The organism is Streptomyces sp. NPDC058284, from assembly GCF_042881135.1.
Taxonomy (GTDB): domain Bacteria; phylum Actinomycetota; class Actinomycetes; order Streptomycetales; family Streptomycetaceae; genus Streptomyces.
In genome coordinates this window covers 245,559-267,337 of sequence record NZ_JBHVYE010000006.1, presented here as the reverse complement: position 1 = coordinate 267,337, position 21,779 = coordinate 245,559, and the positions used below count along the sequence as shown (strand labels likewise).

Genomic DNA, 21,779 nt, shown 5'->3' with positions numbered 1-21,779 from the left:
GAGAAGATGACCGAGCCCCAGCGCGCCGCCGAGCCCGCGACCGCGACCGAAACCGAGCGCGCCGCCGAGCCCGAGCCCGCGACCGAGCCCCTGCTCCGTATCGAGGACCTGCGCGTCGACATCGCCTCGCGCGAGCGCACCGTCCACGCCCTCGACGGCGTCTCCCTCTCCCTCGCCCCCGGCGAGGCCCTGGGCATCGTCGGCGAGTCCGGCTGCGGCAAGACCATGACCGCGCTCAGCGTCCTCGGCCTGCTGCCGCCGGGCGGCGCGATCACCGGCGGACGCGTCCTGTTCGACGGCCGCGACCTCGCCACGGCTTCCGCCCCCGTCCTCCAGGACATCCGCGGCAACACGATCGGCATGGTCTTCCAGGATCCGCTGACCTCCCTCAATCCGACGATGACCATCGGCGCGCAGGTCGCGGAGCCGCTGCTCCTGCACCGCCCCGGCATCAGCAGGAAGGAGGCCTGGGCCAAGGCCCAGGAAATGCTGCGCCTGGTCGGCATGCCGCAGCCGGCCGAGCGCATGAAGGCCTACCCGCACCAGCTGTCGGGCGGCATGCGCCAGCGCGTGTCGATCGCCATGGCGCTGGTCTGCGAGCCGAAGCTGTTGATCGCGGACGAGCCGACGACGGCCCTCGACGTGACGACGCAGCACCAGATCCTGGAACTCATCGACGAGCTGCGCTCCCGCCTCGGCATGGCGATGATCCTGGTCACCCACGACCTGGGCGTCATCGCCAACCGCGTGGACCGGGTCGCGGTCATGTACGCGGGCAAGGTCGCCGAACACGCGGACGTGCGGAGCCTGTTCGCCCGCCCGCGCCACCGCTACACCGAGGCCCTGTTCGCCGCGCTGCCCGAGCGCGCGGCCGACAGCGGCACCGAACTGCACACCATCGCGGGCCTGCCACCGAACCTCGCGGTCCGCCCCACCGGTTGCCGTTTCGCGCCGCGCTGCACGTTCGCCACGGACGAGTGCCGCGCCGAGGAGCCGCAGCTCGTGGACGCCGGAGCCGAGGGCACGGAGCACCGGTTCGCGTGCTTCCACCCGGTACCGGAGGTGGTGGCCTCCGAGGACGAGGTGGTGGTGCCCGCGACCGTGCCCGCCACCGGCGCACCAGGTGACGTACTCCTGGAACTCGACTCGCTCGTCAAGGAGTTCCCCCTCAAGGGCGGCGCGTTCTCGCGCAGCCGCGGCACGGTCAGCGCGGTCGGCGGGGTGTCGCTGACCATCCGCAAGGGCGAGACGTACGGCATGGTCGGCGAGTCCGGCTGCGGCAAGACGACGCTCGGGCGGATCGTGGCGGGCCTCGACGAGCCGACCGGTGGCACAGTGCGGTTCGACGGCGCCGACCCGGCACGGATGTCGCGGGCCGAGCGGCGCGCGCACCGGCGCCGCGTGCAGCTGATGTTCCAGGACTCCACCGCCGCGATGGACCCGCGCATGCGGGTCGGCGAGATCCTGCGCGAGCCGCTCGTCATCCAGGGCGTCGGCGACCGTGCCGAACGGGAGGACCTCGTCGCCGGGCTCCTCGACGCCGTCGGCCTGCCGCGCGGCGCCGTGCACCGCTACCCGCACGAGTTCTCCGGCGGTCAGCGCCAACGGCTTGGTTTGGCAAGAGCATTGACACTGTCGCCCGATCTGGTGGTGGCCGACGAACCGGTGTCCGCACTCGATGTGTCCGTGCAGGCGCAGATCCTCAACCTGATGCGCGAACTGCAGCGCGAGCGCGGTCTGACCTACCTGTTCATCTCGCACGACCTGGCCGTCGTACGCCATCTGGCGGACACCGTCGGCGTGATGTACCTGGGCAAGCTCGTCGAGTCGGGTCCGGCCGAGCGCGTGTACGCGCATCCGCTGCACCCCTACACGCGCGGGCTCCTCGACACGGTCAACCTGCCCGACCCGGAGGCGGCCTCCGGCGCCGCACGCACACCTCTGGAGGGCGAGACCCCCTCCGCGGCGAAGCCCCCGTCGGGCTGCCGCTTCCGGACCCGCTGCCCTCTCGCGCAGGACGTGTGCGCCACGACCGAACCGCCGGTCAGCACGCCGAACGGGGAGGGGCACGAGGTGGCCTGCCACTTCCCGTTGACCTCGCCTCAGCTAGCGTCGAGGGTGTGAGACTCGCCGAAGCCCTCGCCCAGCGCCCCGTCGTGCTCGACGGCGGCCTCTCCAACCAGTTGGAGGCCGCCGGGCACGACCTGAGCGATGCCCTGTGGTCCGCGCGACTGCTCGCCGACGCGCCGACCGCGATCGAGGCGGCCCACCGCGCGTACTACGAGGCGGGCGCCGAGGTCGCCATCACCGCGAGCTACCAGGCGACGTACGAGGGGTTCGCGCGGCACGGCATCGACGCGGCGCGAGCCCGGGAACTCCTGGTCCTCGGCGTCGAGTTGGCGCGCCGCGCCGGATCGCGTCTCGGGCGCGAGGTGTGGGTGGCCGCGTCGGCGGGGCCCTACGGGGCGATGCTCGCCGACGGCGCCGAGTACCGGGGACGGTACGGCCTGTCCGTCGACGAGCTGGAGCGCTTCCACCGGCCGCGGCTGGAAACCCTCGCCGAGGCCGGACCCGACGTCCTCGCCCTGGAGACGGTGCCCGACACCGACGAGGCGCGGGCGCTGCTGAGAGCGGTCCGCGGACTCGGGGTGCCCGCCTGGCTGTCGTACAGCGTCGCGGGCGACCGCACCCGCGCGGGGCAACCGCTCCAGGAGGCCTTCGCGCTCGCCGCGGAGGTGGACGAGGTGATCGCGGTCGGCGTGAACTGCTGCGATCCCAGGGACGCGGGGCCCGCGGTGGCGCTCGCGGCGCGGGTGACCGGCAAACCCGCGGTCGTCTACCCGAACAGCGGGGAGGCCTGGGACGCCGCGACGCGGTCCTGGCGCGGTCCCGGCCGGTTCGCTGCCGGGCAGGCCGAGGAGTGGCGGGCGGCGGGGGCGCGGCTGATCGGCGGGTGCTGCCGGGTGGGTCCCGGCGCGATCGCGTCGGTGGCGGCGGAGCTCGCGCCGGGGCGGACCACCGGCCGGGCAGGTCCGGCAGCGGACGAGTGACACCCCGCTGACCTGGCCGGACGCCGTCAGCGGGGGTGACTGTCAGTGGTGGGGTGCAGACTGGCCGCTACCTGAGACAACGACGTCCCGGAGGTGGTCGGCATGGCCGACATCATCCTGACCGTAGGCACCCGCAAGGGCCTTTTCATCGGACGCAGGCGGGGTGGCGCCTGGGAGTTCGACGACAGCCCGTACTTCAACGCGCAAGCCGTGTACTCCGTCGCGATCGACACCCGCGGCCCCACCCCCCGCCTGCTGGCCGGCGGTGACAGCGCGCACTGGGGGCCCTCCGTGTTCCACTCCGACGATCTCGGACGGAGCTGGACGGAGCCCGCGAAGCCCGCGGTGCGGTTCCCCAAGGACACCGGGGCGTCGCTGGAGCGGGTGTGGCAGCTGCACCCGTCGGCCGCCGAGCCCGACGTGGTGTACGCGGGCACGGAGCCCGCGGCGCTGTACCGCTCGGAGGACCGCGGCGAGTCCTTCTCGCTCGTCCGCCCCCTCTGGGAGCACCCCACCCGCTCCAAGTGGGTGCCGGGCGGCGGCGGGGAGGGCATGCACACCGTGCTCACCGACGCCCGCGACGCACGCGCGGTGACGGTCGCGGTGTCGGCGGCCGGGGTGTTCCGCACGCTGGACGGCGGCGCGAGCTGGTCCCCGGCGAACAGGGGCGTCTCGGCGGTGTTCCTGCCGGAGCCCGACCCCGAGTTCGGCCAGTGCGTGCACAAGGTCGCACGGGACTCGGCCGACCCCGACCGGCTGTACCTGCAGAACCACTGGGGTGTGTACCGAAGCGACGACGCGGGCGCGCACTGGACGGACATCGGTGCGGGCCTGCCGTCCACGTTCGGCTTCGCGGCCGTCGCACATCCGCACCGCGGCGGCACGGCGTACGTCTTCCCGATCACCGCGGACAGCGACCGTGTCCCGGCCGACCACCGGTGCCGGGTCTACCGCACGGGTGACGCGGGCCGGAGCTGGGAGCCGTTGAGCGCCGGACTGCCCGAGGAGGACCACTACGGCACGGTGCTGCGCGACGCGATGGCGAGCGACGACTGCGATCCGGCGGGCATCTACTTCGGCAACCGCAACGGCGAGGTGTACGCGTCGGCGGACGACGGCGACAGCTGGCGGCTGCTCGCCTCGCACCTGCCGGACGTGCTCTGCGTACGGGCCGCGGCCATCGGTTGATCGACCCCGCCGTTACGGCAGTAGGGTGACGCCGTGGCACCACGACCCTTGCATGAAATCGTCGAACCGGGCTGGGCGAAGGCCCTGGAGCCGGTGGCCGAACGGATCGCCTCGATGGGGGACTTCCTGCGCGCGGAGATCGCCGCGGGACGCACCTACCTCCCCTCGGGGCAGCACGTCCTGCGCGCCTTCCAGCAGCCCTTCGACGACGTCCGCGTCCTGGTCGTCGGCCAGGACCCCTACCCCACACCAGGTCACGCGGTGGGCCTGTCGTTCTCGGTCGCCCCCGAAGTGCGACCGCTGCCCGGCAGCCTCATCAACATCTACCGCGAGATGAGCAACGACCTGGGGCTGCCCCCGCCGTCGAGCGGCGACCTCACGCCCTGGACCGAGCAGGGCGTCCTGCTGCTCAACAGGGCGCTCACCACCGCCCCGCGCAAGCCCGCCGCGCATCGCGGCAAGGGCTGGGAAGAGGTCACCGAGCAGGCCATCCGGGCGCTGGCCGCGCGCGGAAAGCCGCTGGTGTCGATCCTGTGGGGGCGCGACGCCCGCAATCTGCGCCCGCTCCTCGGCCAGTTGCCCTCGGTGGAGTCCGCGCACCCGTCACCGATGTCGGCCGACCGCGGCTTCTTCGGCTCGCGCCCCTTCAGCCGGGCCAACGACCTGCTGGTCAAGCAGGGGGCGAAGCCGGTGGACTGGCGGCTGCCGTGACGCCCGGTCAGTGGGTGCTCGGCGTCGATTCGGGCGGGTCCGGCCTGCGGGCCGCGCTGCGGCACGTGCCGGACGGGTCGCGGGGACCGGAAAAGCCGCAGGAGCCGCGCGGAGCCGAACCGGTGCGCGCCGGTTCGGCCGAGCCGGTACGCACGGAGCCCCGGGGCATCGACGCCGCCCACTTCCTCGACCAGCTCCTGCCCATGGCGCGGGCCCTGCTGGAGCAGGCGGGCGGCGGACACATCACGACGGTCTGCGTCGGCGCGGCGGGCCTCGCGACCCTCGGCGACGACCTCCGCGCCGAGCTGCCCACCGCCCTCGGCCGGGCCCTTGGCGTACGGCGCACGGCGCTCGCCGCGGACGCCGTGACCGCGTACGCGGGCGCGCTCGGCGACCGCCCCGGGGTGGTCGTCGCCGCGGGCACCGGAATGATCGCGATCGGCACGGACCTGGCCGCCTGGCACCGCGCCGACGGCTGGGGCCACCTGCTCGGCGACTGCGGCGGCGGCGCCTGGATCGGCCGCGCGGGACTCGAAGCGGCGATGCGGGCGCACGACGGCAGGCGCGGCGGTTCGAGAGCACTGCTCACGCGCGCGCGGGAGAGGTTCGGCCCACTGCCGGGTCTGCCCGGCCTGCTCTACCCGCGCGCGGACCGGCCCGCGGTCCTCGCCTCCTTCGCGCCCGACGTGGCCGGCTGCGCGGCGGACGATCCGGTGGCGGACGGCATCCTGCGGGCCGCGGCCCGCCACATCGCCGAGGCCGCGGCCGCCGTCCGCCCCGGCACCGAGGAGTGCGAAGTCGCCCTCACCGGCGGCCTGTTCAACGTGGGCGAGCCGTTGCTCGCGCCCCTGCGCGAAGAACTCGCGGATCAACTGCCGCGCGCGAGGCGGGTTCCCGCGGCCGGTGACCCGCTGGACGGAGCGTTGCGCATCGCGGTCGACATTGCCGTCGGCCGACTGCGCCTGCCGCACGACGCGCGCATGCTCTCCGTCCACGGACAGGAGGACAGCCACGGGGAGGATGACAGCCCTCACGGAGGGGGCGACAGCCTTCACGGACGAGGCGAGAGTTGACCTCTGCGTAATTCATCAGACAAAAACGGACTTATACCGCCCACCTGCACCCTCCCCGAACAGCGAGGGCTCGCAAGCCAGTAGCATGCGGGCGCATGAGCTCCTCCACTGGGCCCGCATCCGGCCTGCCTGTACGAATGCCGCGCCCCCGTCAGCCGGGCCGGCACCGCCGTCCGGAGCCCGTCGCGGCTCCTGAAGGCGCGCCCGCACTTGTTCTCGCCGTGCCGGGCGCCCCCAGCACCACCACGCGCGGCCTCGCCGAGGAAGTCGTGAGCATCGCCCGCTCCGAGCTGCCCGGTCTCGACGCCAGAATCGGTTACCTCGACGGTACGGAGGACGCCACCGTCACGCCCTTCCCCGAGTTTCCCTCGCTGCAGTCCGTGCTCGCGCGCGCGTCCGCGGAGCGTGCCGCCCGCGCCGAGCGGGCGCGTGCCGCCGACCCCGAGGTGGCCGAGGCCGCGCAGGCCGAGGGCCCCGTCGCCGTGGTCGTGCCGCTGCTCGCGGGCCCCGACGCCACGCTGATGCGGCGCTTCCGGCAGGCCGTCATGGACAGCGGTGCCGCCGCCGAGCTGACCGATGTGCTCGGTCCGCACCCGCTGCTCGCCGAGGCGCTGCACGTGCGCCTCTCGGAGGCCGGGCTCGCCCGCGCCGACCGCGCCCGCCTGTTCACCGTGGCGACCGCCGCGGACGGCATCGTGCTGGCCACGGTCGGCGGCGAGGAGGCCGTGCAGGCCGCCGGGATCACCGGCATGCTGCTCGCCGCGCGCCTCGCGGTGCCCGTGATGGCCGCCGCGCTCGACGAGGAGGGCGCCATCGCGGCGACCGCCGACGAGCTGCGCGGCTCCGGCTCGGCCCAGCTGGCCCTCGCGCCGTACCTGATCGGCCCCGAGCTCGACTCCGCCCTGCTCGACGCCGCCGCGAAGGAGGCGGGCTGCTCCGTCGCCGAGCCGCTCGGCCCCTACCCGGCGATCGGCAAGCTGGCGCTGGCCAAGTACACGACGGCGCTCGGCATCACGCCGCAGCAGCCTTCGGGCACGCCGGTGCACTGACACTCGGACCGTATTCGGACCGTATGACGACGGGCCCGCCCCGATGTGGGGGCGGGCCCGTCGCCGTATTCACCAGGGGATCACGTCACGTCGCCCGGCCGAAGATCACGCAGGAGGCCGCCGGCGCCTCGACGGAGCCCGTCCGCTTCGGCAGGCCCGTCTCCTGGTCGATGGTGAACCAGGTGACGTCCCCGGAGCGCTCATTGGCCGCGTACAGGTGCCGCCCGGCCGGGTCGATGGCGAGGTCGCGCGGCCAGTGGCCGCCGCACGGCACGGTGGCCGCCAGCCGTGGCGTGTCGCCCGCCTCGTCCAGGGCGATGACCGAGATGACGTCCGGCCCGCGCGTGGCGGTCCACAGGAACCGCCCGTCGGGCGCGACGACGACCTCCGAGGGGTAGGTGTCGCCGTCCGGGGCGTCCACGAGGATCGACAGCTCACCGAGGGGCTTGAGCCCGCCGTCCACCGCGTCCCAGGAGCAGACGGTGAGGGTGGGGCTGAGCTCGTTCAGGACGTACGCGCGATCGCCGCGCGGGTGGAAGACGAGGTGCCGCGGGCCGGAACCCGGGCGCAGCGCGACCTCGCGGTGCAGGGACAGCTCGCCGTCCCGGAGCGCGCAGACCCGCACGGAGTCCGTGCCGAGGTCGACGCTGACCGCCCAGCGCCCGCTCGGGTCGGCGAGGACCTGATGGGCGTGCGGGGCCTGCTGGCGCTGCGGGTGCGGGCCTGAGCCGGTGTGCCGCAGCTCGCTCGACGGCGCGGGCGCGAGGGTGCCGTCGGCGCGCAGCGGTACGGCCGTGACGCTGCCCGAGCGGTAGTTCGCGGTGAGTACGTGGCCGTCGTGCAGAGCGAGGTGCGTGGGCGCGGAGCCGACCGGGACGGGCGGGCCCGTGAGCACGGCCCTGCCCCCCGCGGTCCGGAACGCGGCGACGGCGCCGTCGGGCGTCTCACTGACCGCGTAGAGCGTCTCCCCGTCGGGAGAGAGCGCGAGGTAGGAGGGGTCCGCGACCGCGTCCGTGGCGCCGACGAGGGTCAGCGCGCCGGTGTCCGGATCGACGTCCGCGGTGAGGACACCGTGCCCTCCGGCCGCGGTGAAACCTCCGATGTACGCCCGCCCCGATGTACGTCCCGACGCTCGCCCCGAGCCCCGTCCCGCCTGCCTGCCGACGACCACTGTCCGTCCCCTCTCGCCCGGAGCGCCGCGTCCGCGCCGCCCTTCGTGCGGCCGACGCTAGCAGCCGGTCTAGACCAGGAGGTCGACGCACGTCGGTCGAACCGTCGAGTTCGCGTACGGGCGGGGTGGCGGGATGGGGTACTGAGACGGGCCGGAGGGGCGACGCTCGGCGGCTCAGCGGCCGGTCAGCGGCGTGGAGCCCGCCCGCTGCAACGGCGTCGCGAGGTCGACAAGCGCTCTTTCCAGGCTGTGCAGGTGAGCGAGCGCGGGCTCGGCCACGGCTGCGTGCGCCAGGTCGCCGGCCGTCGGCCCCGCGCTCGCCCCTGGTGTCGTCAGGGCCTCGACCGCCGCCTCGACGCGCCAGCACGCCGCGGCGAGGCGGTCGTCGTGGGACGCCTCGGGGTCATCCGCTATGGCCGCGAGACCGCGGACCTCGCGAGCGCAGTCGTCGAGCAGGGCGAGCACCTGCAGCGCCCGTCCCTTTCGGGCCCGCAACGGGCTGAAGGGGTGCACGAGCGGGGCCAGGGAAAGCCGGACCCGGCCCAGCAGCGCCTCGAGTTCGGCGATCACCGGGGTGGGGTCGGCGGACGCCGAGCCCCCCAGCCGGGCGGCGGCCTCCGCCGTGCAGGCGTGCACGCAGCGCAGCGCGCGCTCGATCCAGGCCTCGGTCGTCGCATGGGTCGTGATGGGCAGGATGAGCAGCACCGCGAGTGCCGCGCCCAGCGCCCCCACGCCGGTCTCCGCGAGCCGCAGCCCGAGCAGGCTCGTGTCCAGTACTCCGAGGAGTCCGTAGAGGGATCCCGCGAGCACCGTCACCGAGAGCATCATCCACGAGTACGAGACAGCGGCCGTGTAGAAGATTCCGAAGACGCTGACCGCTATCAGCAAGGCACTGGGGACGGGAGCCCCGTCCAGCGGCACCACGAGGACGAGTCCCGCGGCGATGCCGAGGACGGTGCCGAGCACCCGGCGAAATCCCCGGACCAGCGTCTCGCCCCGCGAGGTGGTGTTCACGAAGACCCACCAGGTGGCCCCTACGGCCCAGTACCAGCGCTCGCCGGACAGGGCCTGCCCCATGGCGAGCGCGAAGGCGCCGCCTGCCACGGCCTGGATCGACTGCCGGGTGGTGGCTCGGGCCAGCCCCCTGCCGCCCGGCGCAGCGGGGACCACGGCGGGCGGCAGCCGGCGCTCGTAGCACCACGCCCCGAAGCGCACCGCCGAGGAGGCGACCAGGGACAGCAGGACCGCGGCCCAGAGCTGGGGCAGCTGCGCCGGCTCCGCGTGGAGGAACTGCGCGGTGAAGAAGGTCATGAACGCGAACACGCCGAGCGAGTGCCCGCGCGGCCCCCACCGCCGCGCGTACACGCCCGCCCCCATGACGGCCAGGAAGGCGATGTCCCGCGCCACGGGGTAGTCGTGCAACCCGGCGGCGAGGGCAAGCACGGGGAATCCGACGGCGGGCAGCAGCGCGGTGGTGACCGCCTGCCCCCGCACGCTCGCGTCGGAGACGGTGAACAGGGCGAGGAGGGCGGCGAGCCCTCCGGTGATCGCTGCGGCGAGCGAGTGCCCTGCGGCACCGCACACGGCCACGGCAAGCGTGATGCCGAGGACGGCACGTGCGGCGAAGCGCAGCCTCGCACGTCCCGGATCCGGCGCCACGAACACCCTCTTCAGCACGGCTTCCCCGCCCCTTTCGCTCCGACTCGTTCTGTCCACATGAAAAAGGCGCCGCGGAGATCCGCAGCGCCATCGACCAGGACATCACATCATCGAACCGCCATTGGCTCAACCGGTGCAGCCGTGACTGGGCCAATGGCTCACTCCCGGGCTGCGGATGCGAGGCATGGCTGGCCAACTGGCCAAGGGGTGGGCGGCCCACCGCTGCTCGGCAGGGACCAATACGCATTTCTCGTCCCCGGCACGTGAGATTTCATGCCACACGCAAACTTCCCCGGTCGGCCGCCGCACGTCAGCGCCCGACCGGGGAAGGTCTGATTTCGGGCCGAACTGTTTCCGGTGAGGTGTTACCGGAAGTCTCCGAAAATGAACCCACTGAGGTACTTGTGGAGCTCCTCCTTCGACAGGTCGCCGCTGCCGTCCGTGTCCAGTTGCTCGAACGTGCCCTGGATCCGTTCCTGGGGAACACCCCACGCGCGGTGGTAACGCTCGAACTCGCTCTTCGAGACCTTGCCGTCGCCGTCGGCGTCGAACAGCTTGAAGAGCTGCTCGGTGAACGGAGCCAAGGTGCGCTGGACCGTTGCCGGCTCGGCGTCGGCGTAGAAGTCGACGTACTCCTTGCGGCTGATCTTGTCGCCGGCGCTCAGGCCGATGTCGGAGAGCACGCCCTGCCACAGCCGGGTGCTCGCCTGCCGGAAGTCTTCGTGCTGCTGGGAGCCGGTAGCGAAACCGAACCGGCCGGTCAACTGCTCGGCCAGCGACTCGATGTCCTCGATGCCCAGCTCGCCACTACCGTCGAGGTCCATCAGATCGAATGCCTTGCTCACCCTGCTGCGTTGGCTCTCGGTTTGTTCGATACTCACTTTCCGTACCCACCTCTCCACCAGTTCCGGCGATCATTTCGCTGAATAGTAGACACCTCGGTAAAGAGTGTTCAATGGTCAGGTCGGGTGCATATGACGATGGCTGAATCAGGTGACTCGGCGCGGCCGTCGGCGACTTGACATTCGAAATTGCCTGGCACGCTATCCATCGTTCACGGAAATTGTGCATCTGGAGCCCCACGACTACCCCGGACGCGCAGGAGTGAGGGCCGTGGCGTTCGAGGGCGGCAGGAGGCGAGGGCGTCGCGGGCACGGATTTTCGGTCAACTGCCCTTTGGATTCGCCCATTTCGGAGGCACGTCGCGGTATCCGCTGTTACGGTCGGCAAGGGACTTCCATTCAGCGCACAGCAGCCGGGATTCAGCACACAGTCAAGAGAAGGGCATCGCCTCTATGGCCCATCAGATCGACGCCGCCGAAAACCTCCTCGCCTACGTCAGGGACGTATCCCTTCGCGACGACGAGATCCTGAGAGGACTGCGGGAGGAAACGGCGCAGCTGCCCGGCGGTACGACCATGCAGGTGATGGCGGAGGAAGGGCAGTTGCTCGCCCTGCTCGTCCGGCTCACCGGAGCCCGCTCCGTGCTGGAGCTCGGCACCTTCACCGGATACAGCACGCTGTGCATGGCCCGTGCGCTGCCCGCCGACGGCAAGGTCGTGACCTGCGACGTCACCGACCGGTGGCCCGATATCGGCGCCGCGTACTGGAAGCGGGACGGCGTCGACGACCGTATCGAGCTGCGCGTCGGGGACGCGAAGGACACCCTGGACGAGCTCCTCGCCGAGCGGGGCACCGGCGCGTTCGACCTCGTATTCATCGACGCCGACAAAACCAACTACCGCGCGTATTTTGAGAAGTCGCTCGCCCTCACCAGGAGCGGCGGACTTCTGGTCATCGACAATACGCTCTTCTTCGGACGCGTCGCGGACCCGGAATTCGACGACGCCGACACCGTGGCCATTCGAGAGCTCAATTCGGCGCTCGCCACGGACGAGCGCGTTGACATCTCCCTGCTTCCGATGGCGGACGGCATCACTCTGGCCCGTAAGCGCTGAGTCGGGTGGGGGCGGCCCCGGTCGGTGTGGCACTCCTACCGGGGCCGCCCCCGGCGGCTCGCTCCCGCCGCCGTCGCTCAGGACAGTTCCACCGCGGTGACCTTGATCGTCGTGGACGCCGGACGTGGCGCGGGCCGCAGATGCAGGCGCTGGAGGTCGTCCGCCGCCCGCGGCAGGGTGGCGACGCAGGAGCACGGGTCGCCGTCCGTGAACCCCGCGAAGCGGTAGGCGATCTCCATCATGCGGTTGCGGTCGGTCGGCCTGAAGTCGGCCACCAGATGGGTGCCCGCGCGGGCCGCCTCGGCGATGAGCCAGTTGAGGATGGTCGCGCCCGCGCCGAACGACACCACGCGGCACGAGGTGGCCAGGAGCTTGAGGTGCCAGGCCTGCGGGCGGCGCTCCAGAAGCAGTACGCCGACCGCGCCGTGCGGGCCGAACCGGTCCGTGAGCGTGACCACCAGGACCTCGTGGCCGGGATCGGTGAGGAGCCCGCGCAGGTCGGCATCGGAGTAGTGCACTCCGGTGGCGTTCATCTGGCTGGTGCGCAGGGTGAGTTCCTCGACGCGCGACAGCTCCTCGTCGGTGGCGCGGCCGATGCGCATGTCCAGTTCCAGGGAGCGCAGGAAGTCCTCGTCGGGACCGGTCGCCTCGTCCCGGGCGGCCTCGCGCCGGAAGCCCGCCTGGTACATCTGGCGCCGCCGCCGGGAGTCGACCGTCTGAAAGGGCGGGGTGAACTCCGGTCGGCCCAGCAGGCGTTCAGCGGCCTCGGCCTCGTAGCAGCGGACCTCGGGCAGGTGGTGGGTGACCTCGGCGCGTTCGGCGGGCTGGTCGTCGATGAAGCCGACGGTGGTCAGAGCGAAACCCAAGGTGTCGGCGATGCGGCGTACGGAGTCCGACTTGGGCCCCCAGCCGATCCGCGGCAGCACGAAGTACTCGGCGATGCCGAGCTTCTCCAGGCGGGCCCAGGCCGTGTCGTGGTCGTTCTTGCTGGCGACGGACTGGAGGATGCCGCGGGAGTCCAGCTCCACGACGACCTCGCGTATCGCGTCGGACAGCGTCACCTCGTCGTCTTCCAGGAGGGTCCCCTGCCAGAGGGTGTTGTCGAGGTCCCAGACCAGGCACTTCAGTACGGGCGTCGATGCGGGCGCTGTCGGCGATATCGGCGCTGTCGGCGCGGTGGGCGGGTTCGCTCCGGTTGTCGTCACTCCGATTCCCTTCACACACTGCTGCCGAGGACGTGTCGCGCCAGCATCAACTGGCACATCTCGTTGCTGCCTTCGATGATTTCCATCAGCTTGGCGTCGCGGTGGGCGCGGGCCACCACGTGCCCGTCGCGTGCTCCGGCCGAAGCCATGACCTGCACGGCGGTGGCCGCGCCGCGGGCCGCGTTGCCCGCGCTGATGTGCTTGGCAAGGACGGTGGCCACGACCTGCTCCGGTGCCCCTTCGTCCCAGCAGCGCGAGGCGTGCTCGCAGGCCCGGGTGGCGCTCTGCTCGGCGACGAAGAGCTCCGCGAGATGGCGGGCGACGAGCTGGTGCTCGCCAAGCACGACACCGAACTGCTCGCGCGTGGCGGCGTGCCGGGCGGTGGCCGTCAGGCAGCCGCGCAGAATGCCGACGCACCCCCAGGCCACGGACATGCGACCGTAGGCGAGGGCGGTGGTGACCAGCAGCGGCAAGGGCAGCGACGAGCCGCCGAGCACATGCGCGACCGGGACCCGCACCGCGTCGAGGGCGATGTCGGCGTGCCCGGCCGCCCGGCAGCCGAGCGGGTCGGCGACGCGCGTGACGCGGACGCCGGGGGTGTCGGCGGGAACGACGACGGCCACCGCCTCGTCCCCGCTTCCCGCGCCCGCCCCGCTGTCGCCCTCACCCTTCCCCGCACCGTCGCCGTCCTCGTACTTGCCGAACAGGACGAGCAGGTCGGCGTAGTGCGCGGCGGTCACCCAGACCTTGTGTCCGTCGAGGACGACCTCGTCGCCGTCGCGGCGCACCCGGGTCGTCATGGCGGACAGGTCGCTGCCCGCACCGCGTTCGCTGAAGCCGGCCGCCGCCAGGTCGCCGCCGGTGAGCCGGGGCAGGAACGCCGCGCGCTGCTCGGCGGTGCCGAAGCGCTCGATGGTCCACGCGGCCATGCCCTGCGAGGTCAGCACGGACCGCACCGAACTGCAGAGGCTGCCCACGTGCGCGGTGAACGCGCCGTCGGCCGCGCTGGACAGGCCCCAACCGCCGTACGCCCGCGGCACCTGCGGGCACAGCCGCCCGGCGGCACCGAGCTTGCGCAGCAGGCCGACGGGGAGCAGCCCCGCGCGGTCCCAGGCGTCGGCCTCACCGGCCACCAGGGCCGTGACGGCGGCGGTCGCCTCGTCGAGAGCCGTCGCCTGCGCCGGGGCGGGTCCATCGGCCGTCAGCCGCTCACTCACCGGTTCCTCCGGCCGCCGCCTTCTGGAGCCGCTCCACGAGCCCCGTCATCGACGTCACGGTACGGAAGTTGTCCAGCCGCAGATCGGCGCCGCGTACGGAGACGCCGAAGGACTTCTCCAGGTGCACGACGAGCTCCATCGCGAACAGCGAGGAGAGACCGCCGGAGGCGAAGAGGTCGGCGTCGGTCTCCCAGGAGCGCTTGGTGCGCGCCTCCAGGAAGCGCAGGATCTCCTTCTCGACGGCCTCGGTGTCGAAGCTGCTCATCAGTTCTCCTCCTGGTATGCGTAGAATCCGCGGCCGGTCTTGCGGCCGAGTTCGCCCTGGCGGACCTTGTCGAGCAGCAGGTCGCAGGGGCGGCAGCCCTCGTCCTTGGTGTGCTGGTACAGAACGCGCAGCGAGTCCACCAAGTTGTCGATGCCGATCAGGTCGGCGGTGCGCAGCGGGCCGGTGGGATGGCCCAGGCAGCCCTCCATGAGGGCGTCGACCGCCTCGGCCGTCGCGGTGCCCTCCTGCACGACCCGGGCCGCGTCGTTGATCATCGGGTGCAGGACGCGGCTGGTGACGAAGCCGGGGGCGTCGCGCACGACGACCTGGTCACGGGCCAGGGCGGTGAGCAGGGCGCCGACGGCGGTCATGGTCTCCTCGCCGGTCCGGGCGCCCCGGATGACCTCGACGGTCGGGATCAGGTAGGGCGGGTTCATGAAGTGCGTGCCGACGACGTCCTCGGCGCGTTCCGCGTATCCGGCGAGCTCGTCGATGGGGATGGACGAGGTGTTCGAGATCAGCGGGGTGCCGGGGCGCACCCGGGCCGAGACGTCGGCGAGCGCCTTGGCCTTGAGTTCGGCGACCTCGGTGATGGCCTCGACGACGGCGGTGACGTCGCCGACGCCTTCGGCGGTGGCGGCCAGTGTCAGGGTTCCGGTGTCGGCGGTGGCCGGGAGGCGGCCCATCAGCTGCGCCATGCGCAGCTCCCGGTCGATGTCGTCCCGGGCCCGGCCGAGTCGCTCCTCGTCGACGTCGACGAGCAGGACCGGTACGCCGTGTCCGAGGGCGAGGGCGGTGATGCCCGCCCCCATGACCCCGGCGCCGAGGACGGCGATCCGGTGGGGGCCGGTGTCGGCTCGATGGTCGGGGGCGGTGTGCGGCGCTCGCGTCATGCGCCTCTCCTAAGGTGCTGGTGGGGCATCAGATGGTGGTGGTCGAGTGAGCGAGGACGGTGTCGAGCCAGTCGGCGACAGCCCGGGCCGTGGTGCCGACGTGCTCCTCCATGAGGGAGAAGTGGTCGCCGGGCACGTCGACGACGCATCGGGCGGTCGGCCAGGTGGCGCGCCAGTCGCCCGCGCCGGGATCCGGTGTGCCGAGCGGTTCCCTGGCGCGGACGAGGAGGGTGGGCGCCTTCACCTCGGGCGGTGTCCAGGTGTCCAGGAGGCGGAAGTAGCGGCCCATGGCGGTGAGGCGGGTGCCGTCCATGGGGGCGGCCCGCTCCTCGCGCGCGAACATTCCGCCGATCAGTACGTCGTTGAACTGGGTCATCCCTTCGTTGTCCGAGAGGTAGGTGTCGAGCAGCACCACGGCGGCCGGGCCCGCGCCCAGCTCCTCCAGGCGGGCCGCGACGCCGTGCGCGAGGGTGCCGCCGGAGGAGGAGCCGGTCAGGACGAGGGGCCGCTCGCCGAGTTCCTCGCGCAGGGTGCGCGCCTGGAAGTCCAGGAGTGCGGACATCTCGGCGGGTACGGGTTCACCCGGCAGGAACCCGGGGGCCGCGAGGGCGCTGACGCCGTACCGGTCGCGGAACCGGGCGGCGAAGCGCGCGTACTGGTGCGCGCCGCCCAGCGCGACGACGGAGCCGAAGCACACCAGCTGCGGGGCGCTGTCGTCGCGGCACAGCCGCAGTAGCTCCGGCTTGGCCGCCGCGGCCATGAGTTCGCTTCCGGTGCGGAAGTCGGGGCGCAGGGCGGCGGCGTGTTTGAGGAGGGCGATGCCGTCGTCGACCCGGCCGAGGTCGCAGGCCTGCCGGAACAGGGTGCCGACGGGATCGGTGGTCGTGGGCCGCCCGGTCGCGGGCCCGGGGTCGTCCACGGCCGCCGTGGCCAGTTCGGTGCGCAGCAGTCCGGCGAGGCGGGCGGGGGTGCCGCTGTCGAGGACCGTGGTGGGGCGCAGCCGCAGGCCGGTGCGGGTGGCTAGCCGGTTGCGCAGCTCGACCGCGGTCAGCGAGTCGAAGCCGACGGAGAGGAACGCGTCGTCCGCGGCCAGGACTTCGGGCGTGGCGTGTCCGAGCACGTCGGCGGCCTCGCCCAGGACGAGGTCGAGGAGGATCTGTGCGTACTCATCCTCGTCGGCGGTGGCCAGACGTCGGCGCAGGGGCTCGCTGTCGGGCGCGGTTCGGGATACGGCCCGCGTCTTGACGAGGGAGCGCAGGAGCGGGGGCACGCCTTGGGCCCGGTAGGCGGCGAGATCGAGGTGGACGGGTACCAGGAGTGGCTCGCCGAGGCCGAGCGCACGGTCGAACAGCGCCATGCCCTCCCCCGCCGAAAGGCCGCGCACGCCGCTGCGGTCCAAGCGCCGCAGGTCGGTGTCGGAGAGGCCGGCGGTCAGGCCGCTGCGCTGCTCCCACAGGCCCCAGGCCAGTGAGGTGGCGGGCAGGCCGAGGTGGTGCCGCTGTGCCATGAGGGCGTCGAGTGCGGAGTTGGCCGCGGCGTACGTGGACTGGCCGGGGCTGCCGAAGACGCCGGCGGCCGACGAGTAGACGACGAACGCCGTCAGGCCCGCGTCCCGGGTGAGCGCGTGCAGGTGGTGGGCCCCGTCCACCTTGGGCCGCAGCACGGCGCGCAGCCGCTCGGCGGTCTGCGCCTCCAGCAGGCCGTCGTCCAGGACGCCCGCGGTGTGGACGACGGCGCGCAACGGGTGGTTCGCCGGTATCCCGGCCAGGACGTGGGCGACGGTCTCGCGGTCCGCGATGTCGCAGGCCGCAGTGGTCACGTCGGCGCCCGATTCCCTCAGTTCCTCGGTCAGTTCGGCCACGCCGGGGCTGTCGGCTCCCCGGCGGCCGAGCAGCAGCAGGTGGCGTACGCCGTGCCGGGCGACGAGGTGGCGGGCGAGGATGCCCGCGAGGACGCCGCCTCCGCCGGTGAGCAGGACGGTGCCGTCCGGGTCGAACGGCCCCTCGCCGCTCCCGGCGGGCGGCGCGGCGCGAACGGAGCCGGGGGCGCGCTCGGTCCTGTGCTCGCGCTCGATCCTGGGCGCGTGCACGAGCCTGGGCGCGTACAGGACACCGTCCCGCAGAGCGAGTTGCGGCTCATCGGCGGCGAGTACGGCGGGCAGGGCCGCGGCCGTCGCGTCCGGGTCGTCGGTGTCCAGCAGGACGAACCGGCCGGGGTGTTCGAGCTGGGCCGAGCGCAGCAGCCCCCAGACGGCGGCGGACGCACCGGACACGTTTTGCGCGGGTCGCGTGCCGGGTCCGGGCGCTCCTCGGGTGAGGACGACCAGCGGGACGGCGGGTGACGTGGCGTCCGCGAGCCAGGCGCGCAGGCGGTCCAGGACGGTCGCGGTGACGCGGTGCACGGCCTCGGGCGTGTCGGGTCCGGTCGGCGGCGGGCAGGGCAGCAGGACCGCGTCGACGGCGTCGGCCGTGAGGGGCGTGGCGGGGAACCCTGCCGGCAGCAGCCGGGCGTCGGCTTCCCCGAGCACCGCCCAGCGGCCGTGGGCGGATGGGGCGGCCTGCTGCTCCGCCCGGATCCAGTCCACGCGGTACAGCGAGCGGTCGAGGGCGCGCAGTCCGTCGTACGAGGCCATGCGCAAGGTCAGTGACCCGATGTCCGCGACGAGTCGACCGTCCTCACCGGTGATGCGCACGCTCACCGCGTCCGTGTCGTCGGTGCCGTCGGTGCCGTCGGTGCGCAGGGACACTCGCAGCGTACGCCCCGAACCCGAGCCCGAGCCGAGGGTGACGCGGCTCCACGAGAACGGCAGGGGCACGCCCGATGCCCCGCCACTGGCGTCGCCGACGTCCGAGGCAGTGGTACGCAGCCCCGCCGTCTGGAGGGCCGCGTCGAGCAGCGCGGGGTGCACGGTGAAGGCGTCCGTCACGCCGTCGGGCAGGCTCACTTCGGCGAAGACCTCGTCGCCGAGGCCCCAGGCGGCGCGCAGCCCCTGGAAGGCGGGGCCGTACTCGACGCCCCGGGACTCCAGCGCGCCGTACAGGTCGTCGACGCTCAGCGGCCGGGCGCCCTCCGGCGGCCAGGCCGCGGGCGCGGCAGGCGCCGCGTGTTCCGCCGTGCCGGGTGCGAGGTGGCCGCTCGCGTGCTGGGTCCACTCCTGGCCCGGCGCGTCCTCGGGCCGGGAGTGGAACGCGACCGCGCGCCGCCCCCGCTCGTCCACCGGGCCCACGCCGAGCCGCAGTTGGACGCCCGCGGCCTCGCCCGCGGCGGGCAGGGGCAGCGGGGCGGCGAGGGTCAGCTCCTCGATCCGCGGGCAGCCGAGCCGGGCGCCGGCGTGGGCCGCCATCTCCAGGAAGGCCACGCCGGGCAGCAGGGCGGTGCCGGAGACGGCGTGGTCGGCGAGCCACGGGTGGGCGGCCGTCGAGAGCCGCCCGGTGAAGAGGGTGCCGCCGTCCGGCAGATCGACCGCGGCGCCGAGCAGGGGGTGACCGGGGTCGCTCTGTCCTGTCGTGGCCGGGTCGCCGCCGGGGGCGGGCGCGTCGAGCCAGTAGCGCTGCCGCTGGAACGCGTACGTGGGCAGGTCGACGCGGCGGGCCCCGGTTCCCTCGTACGCGGGCCGCCAGTCGACCGGAAGGCCCGCCGCGTACGCCTCGCCCAGGGCGAGCAGCAGTCGCCGCGGGCCGCCCTCGTCGCGGCGCAGGGTGCCGATCACCTCTACGTCGTGCACGTCGGCGTCGGCCGCCGTGTCCGCGATGCCGTAGGTGAGGGTGGGGTGCGGGCTGACCTCGACGAAGGTGCGGTGGCCCGCGTCGAGCAGCCGGTTCACGGCCGCGTGGAAGCGGACGGGCTCGCGCAGGTTGCGGTACCAGTAGGCGGCGGTGATGCCGTCGGCGGTCAGCCAGTCGGCGTCGACGGCGGAGAGCAGCGGCACGTCGGGCGTGCGCGGCTCGATACCGGCGAGCGCGGTGTGCAGTTCGTCCCGCACGGTGTCGACGGCGCCGGAGTGCGAGGCGTAGTCGACCGGGATGTTCCAGGCCATGAGCCCCTGCTCCGACAGGTCCGCGACGAGATCGCGGACGGCCGCGGAGGGGCCCGCGACGACCACGACGCGCGGTCCGTTGACCGCCGCGACCGACACTTCTCCCCCGCGCTCGGCCAGGAGCCGCTCGGCCTCCCGCCCCGACATCATCAAGGTGGCCATGCCGCCCCCGCCGGTGACCCCGGCCAGGGCGCGGCTGCGCAGGGCCGCGACCCGGGCGGCGTCCTGAAGGGTGAGGGCTCCGGCGACGCACGCCGCGGCGACCTCGCCCTGGCTGTGGCCGACGACCGCCGCGGGCTCGACGCCATGGGCGCGCCACACGGCCGCGAGGGACACCATCACGGCGAACAGCGCGGGCTGCAGGACCTCCACGCGGTCGAGGGACGGCGCGCCGGGATCACCGCGCAGCGCCGCGCTCGGCGACCAGTCGAGGTACGGGGCGAAGGCCCGCTCGCAGTCGGCCATGCGGGCGGCGAACACCGGTGAGGCGTCGAGGAGTCCGCTCGCCATGCCGGGCCACTGCGCGCCGAGCCCGGGAAAGACGAAGACGGCTTTGCGTCCGCCGCGCGGGGCGGTGCCGGTGGCGCCTTCGGCGAGGAGTTCGCCGCGCGCCAATGCGCCGAGGCCGTCGAGCAGTCGGGCGCGGTCGGAGCCCACGACGACGGCGCGGTCGGTGAACCGGGAGCGGCCGGTGGCCAGGGAGAGGCCGATGTCGGCGGGGCGCAGTCCCGGGTCGGCCAGGACGTGGGCGTGCAGGGCGGCGGCCTGGCCGCGTAACGCCGTCGTGCCCTTGGCGGACAGCGGCCAGGCGACGGGTCCTTCGTACTCCCCCTGCTCACCCGCCGGTTCCCGCTCCTCGGGGGCCTGCTCCAGGATGACGTGGGCGTTGGTGCCGCTGGCCCCGAAGGAGGAGACCCCGGCGCGGCGCGGGCGGCCCGTGGCGGGCCACGGCGTCGCGGCGGTGAGCAGCCGGACGGCGCCTTCGGTCCAGTCGACCTGCGGGGTGGGTCGGTCGATGTGCAGGGTGCGCGGCAGCAGGCCGTGGCGGAGCGCGAGGACCGTCTTGATGACGCCGCCGACTCCGGCGGCGGCCTGGGTGTGCGTGAGGTTCGACTTGAGGGAGCCGACCCACAACGGCCGCTCTGCGGGCCGCCGTTGCCCGTACGTGGCGAGCAGCGCCTGCGCCTCGATGGGGTCGCCGAGTACGGTCCCTGTGCCGTGCGCCTCGACGGCGTCGACCTCGGCCGGGGCCAGCCCGGCGCTGTCCAGTGCCTGGCGCATGACGCGTTCCTGGGCGGGGCCGTTCGGCGCGGTCAGGCCGTTGCTCGCGCCGTCCTGGTTGACGGCGGAGCCGCGGATGACGGCGAGGACCGGGTGGGCGTGGCGGTGGGCGTCCGACAGGCGCTCCAGGAGGACCATGCCGGCGCCTTCGCCGAAGCCCGCGCCGTCGGCGGCGGCGGAGAAGGACTTGCAGCGGCCGTCCGGTGCCAGGCCGCGCTGCCTGCTGAACCCGACGTAGAAGCCGGGCGTCGCCATCACGGTCACGCCGCCCGCGAGGGCCAGGGTGGCGTCGCCCGCCCGCAGGGCCTGGCAGGCCAGGTGGAGGGCGACGAGCGAGGAGGAGCAGGCGGTGTCCAGGGTGACCGCGGGGCCCTGGAGGCCGAGGGTGTAGGCGACGCGCCCCGAGGCGACGCTGGCGATGGAGCCGGTGCCGAGGAAGCCCTCGAGTTCCTCGGGTACGCGGGTGAGGCGGGAGCCGTACTCGCTGTAGATGACGCCCGCGTAGACGCCGGTGCGGCTGCCCTTGAGCGTGCGGGGGTCGATGCCCGCGCGCTCGATCGCCTCCCAGGAGGTCTCCAGGAGAAGGCGCTGCTGCGGGTCCATGGCGAGGGCCTCGCGGGGCGAGATCCCGAAGAAGCCGGGGTCGAAGGCGCAGGCGTCGTGGAGGAATCCGCCTTGGCGGGTGTACGAGGTGCCCGGAGCGTCCGGGTCGTCGTCGAAGACGCCGTCGAGGTCCCATCCCCGGTCGGCGGGGAAGCCGGTGACGGCGTCCCGCTCCTTGACGAGCAGTTCCCACAGGTCTTCGGGGGAGTCGACGCCACCGGGGAAACGGCAGCTCATCGCCACGACGGCGACCGGCTCGCGGGCACCGCCCGCCCCGTCCGCCCCGTCCGTCCCGTCCGCCTCGTCGGTGAGTCTGCTGATCTCCTGGCGCAGGCGCTGGTTGTCGAGGAGGGAGGCCCTCAGTGCCTCGACCACCTGGTCCTGGTCCGTGGACATGTTCTTCCTTTCGTCCCGCGCCGG

At 73.4% G+C, this 21,779-nt stretch carries 15 protein-coding genes; 7 read left to right on the top strand and 8 right to left on the bottom strand.

What is annotated here, in order from left to right; translation table 11 throughout:
• Nucleotides 1-6 precede the first annotated feature (6 nt).
• From ACFVYR_RS11850 to ACFVYR_RS11825, 6 genes are all read left to right on the top strand, one after another.
• The gene (locus tag ACFVYR_RS11850; protein ID WP_384254739.1) at nt 7-2,124 is read left to right on the top strand and encodes a dipeptide ABC transporter ATP-binding protein; all 2,118 of its coding nucleotides are present in this window, start codon (nt 7-9) and stop codon (nt 2,122-2,124) included.
• Nucleotides 2,121-3,050: a homocysteine S-methyltransferase gene (mmuM, locus tag ACFVYR_RS11845; RefSeq protein ID WP_384254737.1), complete on the top strand. Its 930-nt coding sequence runs from the start codon at nt 2,121-2,123 to the stop codon at nt 3,048-3,050. The genes ACFVYR_RS11850 and mmuM overlap by 4 nt, the downstream gene beginning before the upstream one ends.
• A 102-nt stretch (nt 3,051-3,152) precedes the next feature.
• Nucleotides 3,153-4,238, top strand: a complete 1,086-nt coding sequence (locus ACFVYR_RS11840; RefSeq protein WP_384254734.1) for a WD40/YVTN/BNR-like repeat-containing protein — start codon at nt 3,153-3,155, stop codon at nt 4,236-4,238.
• A gap of 33 nt (nt 4,239-4,271) precedes the next feature.
• Complete coding sequence (locus tag ACFVYR_RS11835) at nt 4,272-4,949, top strand: uracil-DNA glycosylase (protein WP_384254732.1); 678 nt, start codon at nt 4,272-4,274, stop codon at nt 4,947-4,949.
• On the top strand, nt 4,946-6,022 hold the full coding sequence (locus tag ACFVYR_RS11830) for an N-acetylglucosamine kinase (RefSeq protein WP_384254730.1): 1,077 nt from the start codon (nt 4,946-4,948) through the stop codon (nt 6,020-6,022). Before ACFVYR_RS11835 ends, ACFVYR_RS11830 begins: the two co-directional genes overlap by 4 nt.
• A 95-nt stretch (nt 6,023-6,117) precedes the next feature.
• Nucleotides 6,118-7,071, top strand: a complete 954-nt coding sequence (locus ACFVYR_RS11825) for a sirohydrochlorin chelatase (RefSeq protein ID WP_384254727.1) — start codon at nt 6,118-6,120, stop codon at nt 7,069-7,071.
• A gap of 85 nt (nt 7,072-7,156) precedes the next feature.
• Here the strand turns inward: ACFVYR_RS11825 and ACFVYR_RS11820 are convergent, their stop codons facing one another.
• From ACFVYR_RS11820 to ACFVYR_RS11810, 3 genes are all read right to left on the bottom strand, one after another.
• Nucleotides 7,157-8,242 (bottom strand): lactonase family protein, encoded by a 1,086-nt coding sequence (locus ACFVYR_RS11820; RefSeq protein WP_384254725.1) that lies wholly within the window; start codon nt 8,240-8,242, stop codon nt 7,157-7,159.
• A gap of 174 nt (nt 8,243-8,416) precedes the next feature.
• A complete protein-coding gene (locus ACFVYR_RS11815; RefSeq protein ID WP_384254724.1) occupies nt 8,417-9,919 on the bottom strand; it encodes an FUSC family protein in 1,503 nt (500 codons plus the stop codon).
• Nucleotides 9,920-10,266: 347 nt separating this feature from the next.
• Entirely contained in the window at nt 10,267-10,782 is a 516-nt protein-coding gene (locus tag ACFVYR_RS11810) for an EF-hand domain-containing protein (protein ID WP_384254722.1), read from the bottom strand.
• 414 nt (nt 10,783-11,196) lie between these two features.
• Here ACFVYR_RS11810 and ACFVYR_RS11805 point away from each other — a divergent pair, with 414 nt between their 5' ends.
• Nucleotides 11,197-11,859, top strand: a complete 663-nt coding sequence (locus tag ACFVYR_RS11805; protein WP_384254719.1) for an O-methyltransferase — start codon at nt 11,197-11,199, stop codon at nt 11,857-11,859.
• Between the two features lie 77 nt (nt 11,860-11,936).
• Here the strand turns inward: ACFVYR_RS11805 and ACFVYR_RS11800 are convergent, their stop codons facing one another.
• The 5 genes from ACFVYR_RS11800 to ACFVYR_RS11780 all read right to left on the bottom strand — a co-directional run bounded on the left by ACFVYR_RS11800 (nt 11,937) and on the right by ACFVYR_RS11780 (nt 21,755).
• Entirely contained in the window at nt 11,937-12,986 is a 1,050-nt protein-coding gene (locus ACFVYR_RS11800) for an HAD-IIIC family phosphatase (protein WP_384254888.1), read from the bottom strand.
• Between the two features lie 89 nt (nt 12,987-13,075).
• Nucleotides 13,076-14,200, bottom strand: a complete 1,125-nt coding sequence (locus ACFVYR_RS11795) for an acyl-CoA dehydrogenase family protein (protein ID WP_384254885.1) — start codon at nt 14,198-14,200, stop codon at nt 13,076-13,078.
• Nucleotides 14,201-14,273: 73 nt separating this feature from the next.
• The gene (locus tag ACFVYR_RS11790; RefSeq protein ID WP_384254717.1) at nt 14,274-14,546 is read right to left on the bottom strand and encodes an acyl carrier protein; all 273 of its coding nucleotides are present in this window, start codon (nt 14,544-14,546) and stop codon (nt 14,274-14,276) included.
• Nucleotides 14,546-15,439: a 3-hydroxyacyl-CoA dehydrogenase family protein gene (locus ACFVYR_RS11785; protein WP_384254714.1), complete on the bottom strand. Its 894-nt coding sequence runs from the start codon at nt 15,437-15,439 to the stop codon at nt 14,546-14,548. The genes ACFVYR_RS11790 and ACFVYR_RS11785 overlap by 1 nt, the downstream gene beginning before the upstream one ends.
• 28 nt (nt 15,440-15,467) lie before the next feature.
• Nucleotides 15,468-21,755: a type I polyketide synthase gene (locus tag ACFVYR_RS11780; protein WP_384254712.1), complete on the bottom strand. Its 6,288-nt coding sequence runs from the start codon at nt 21,753-21,755 to the stop codon at nt 15,468-15,470.
• Between the last annotated feature and the right edge of the window lie 24 nt (nt 21,756-21,779).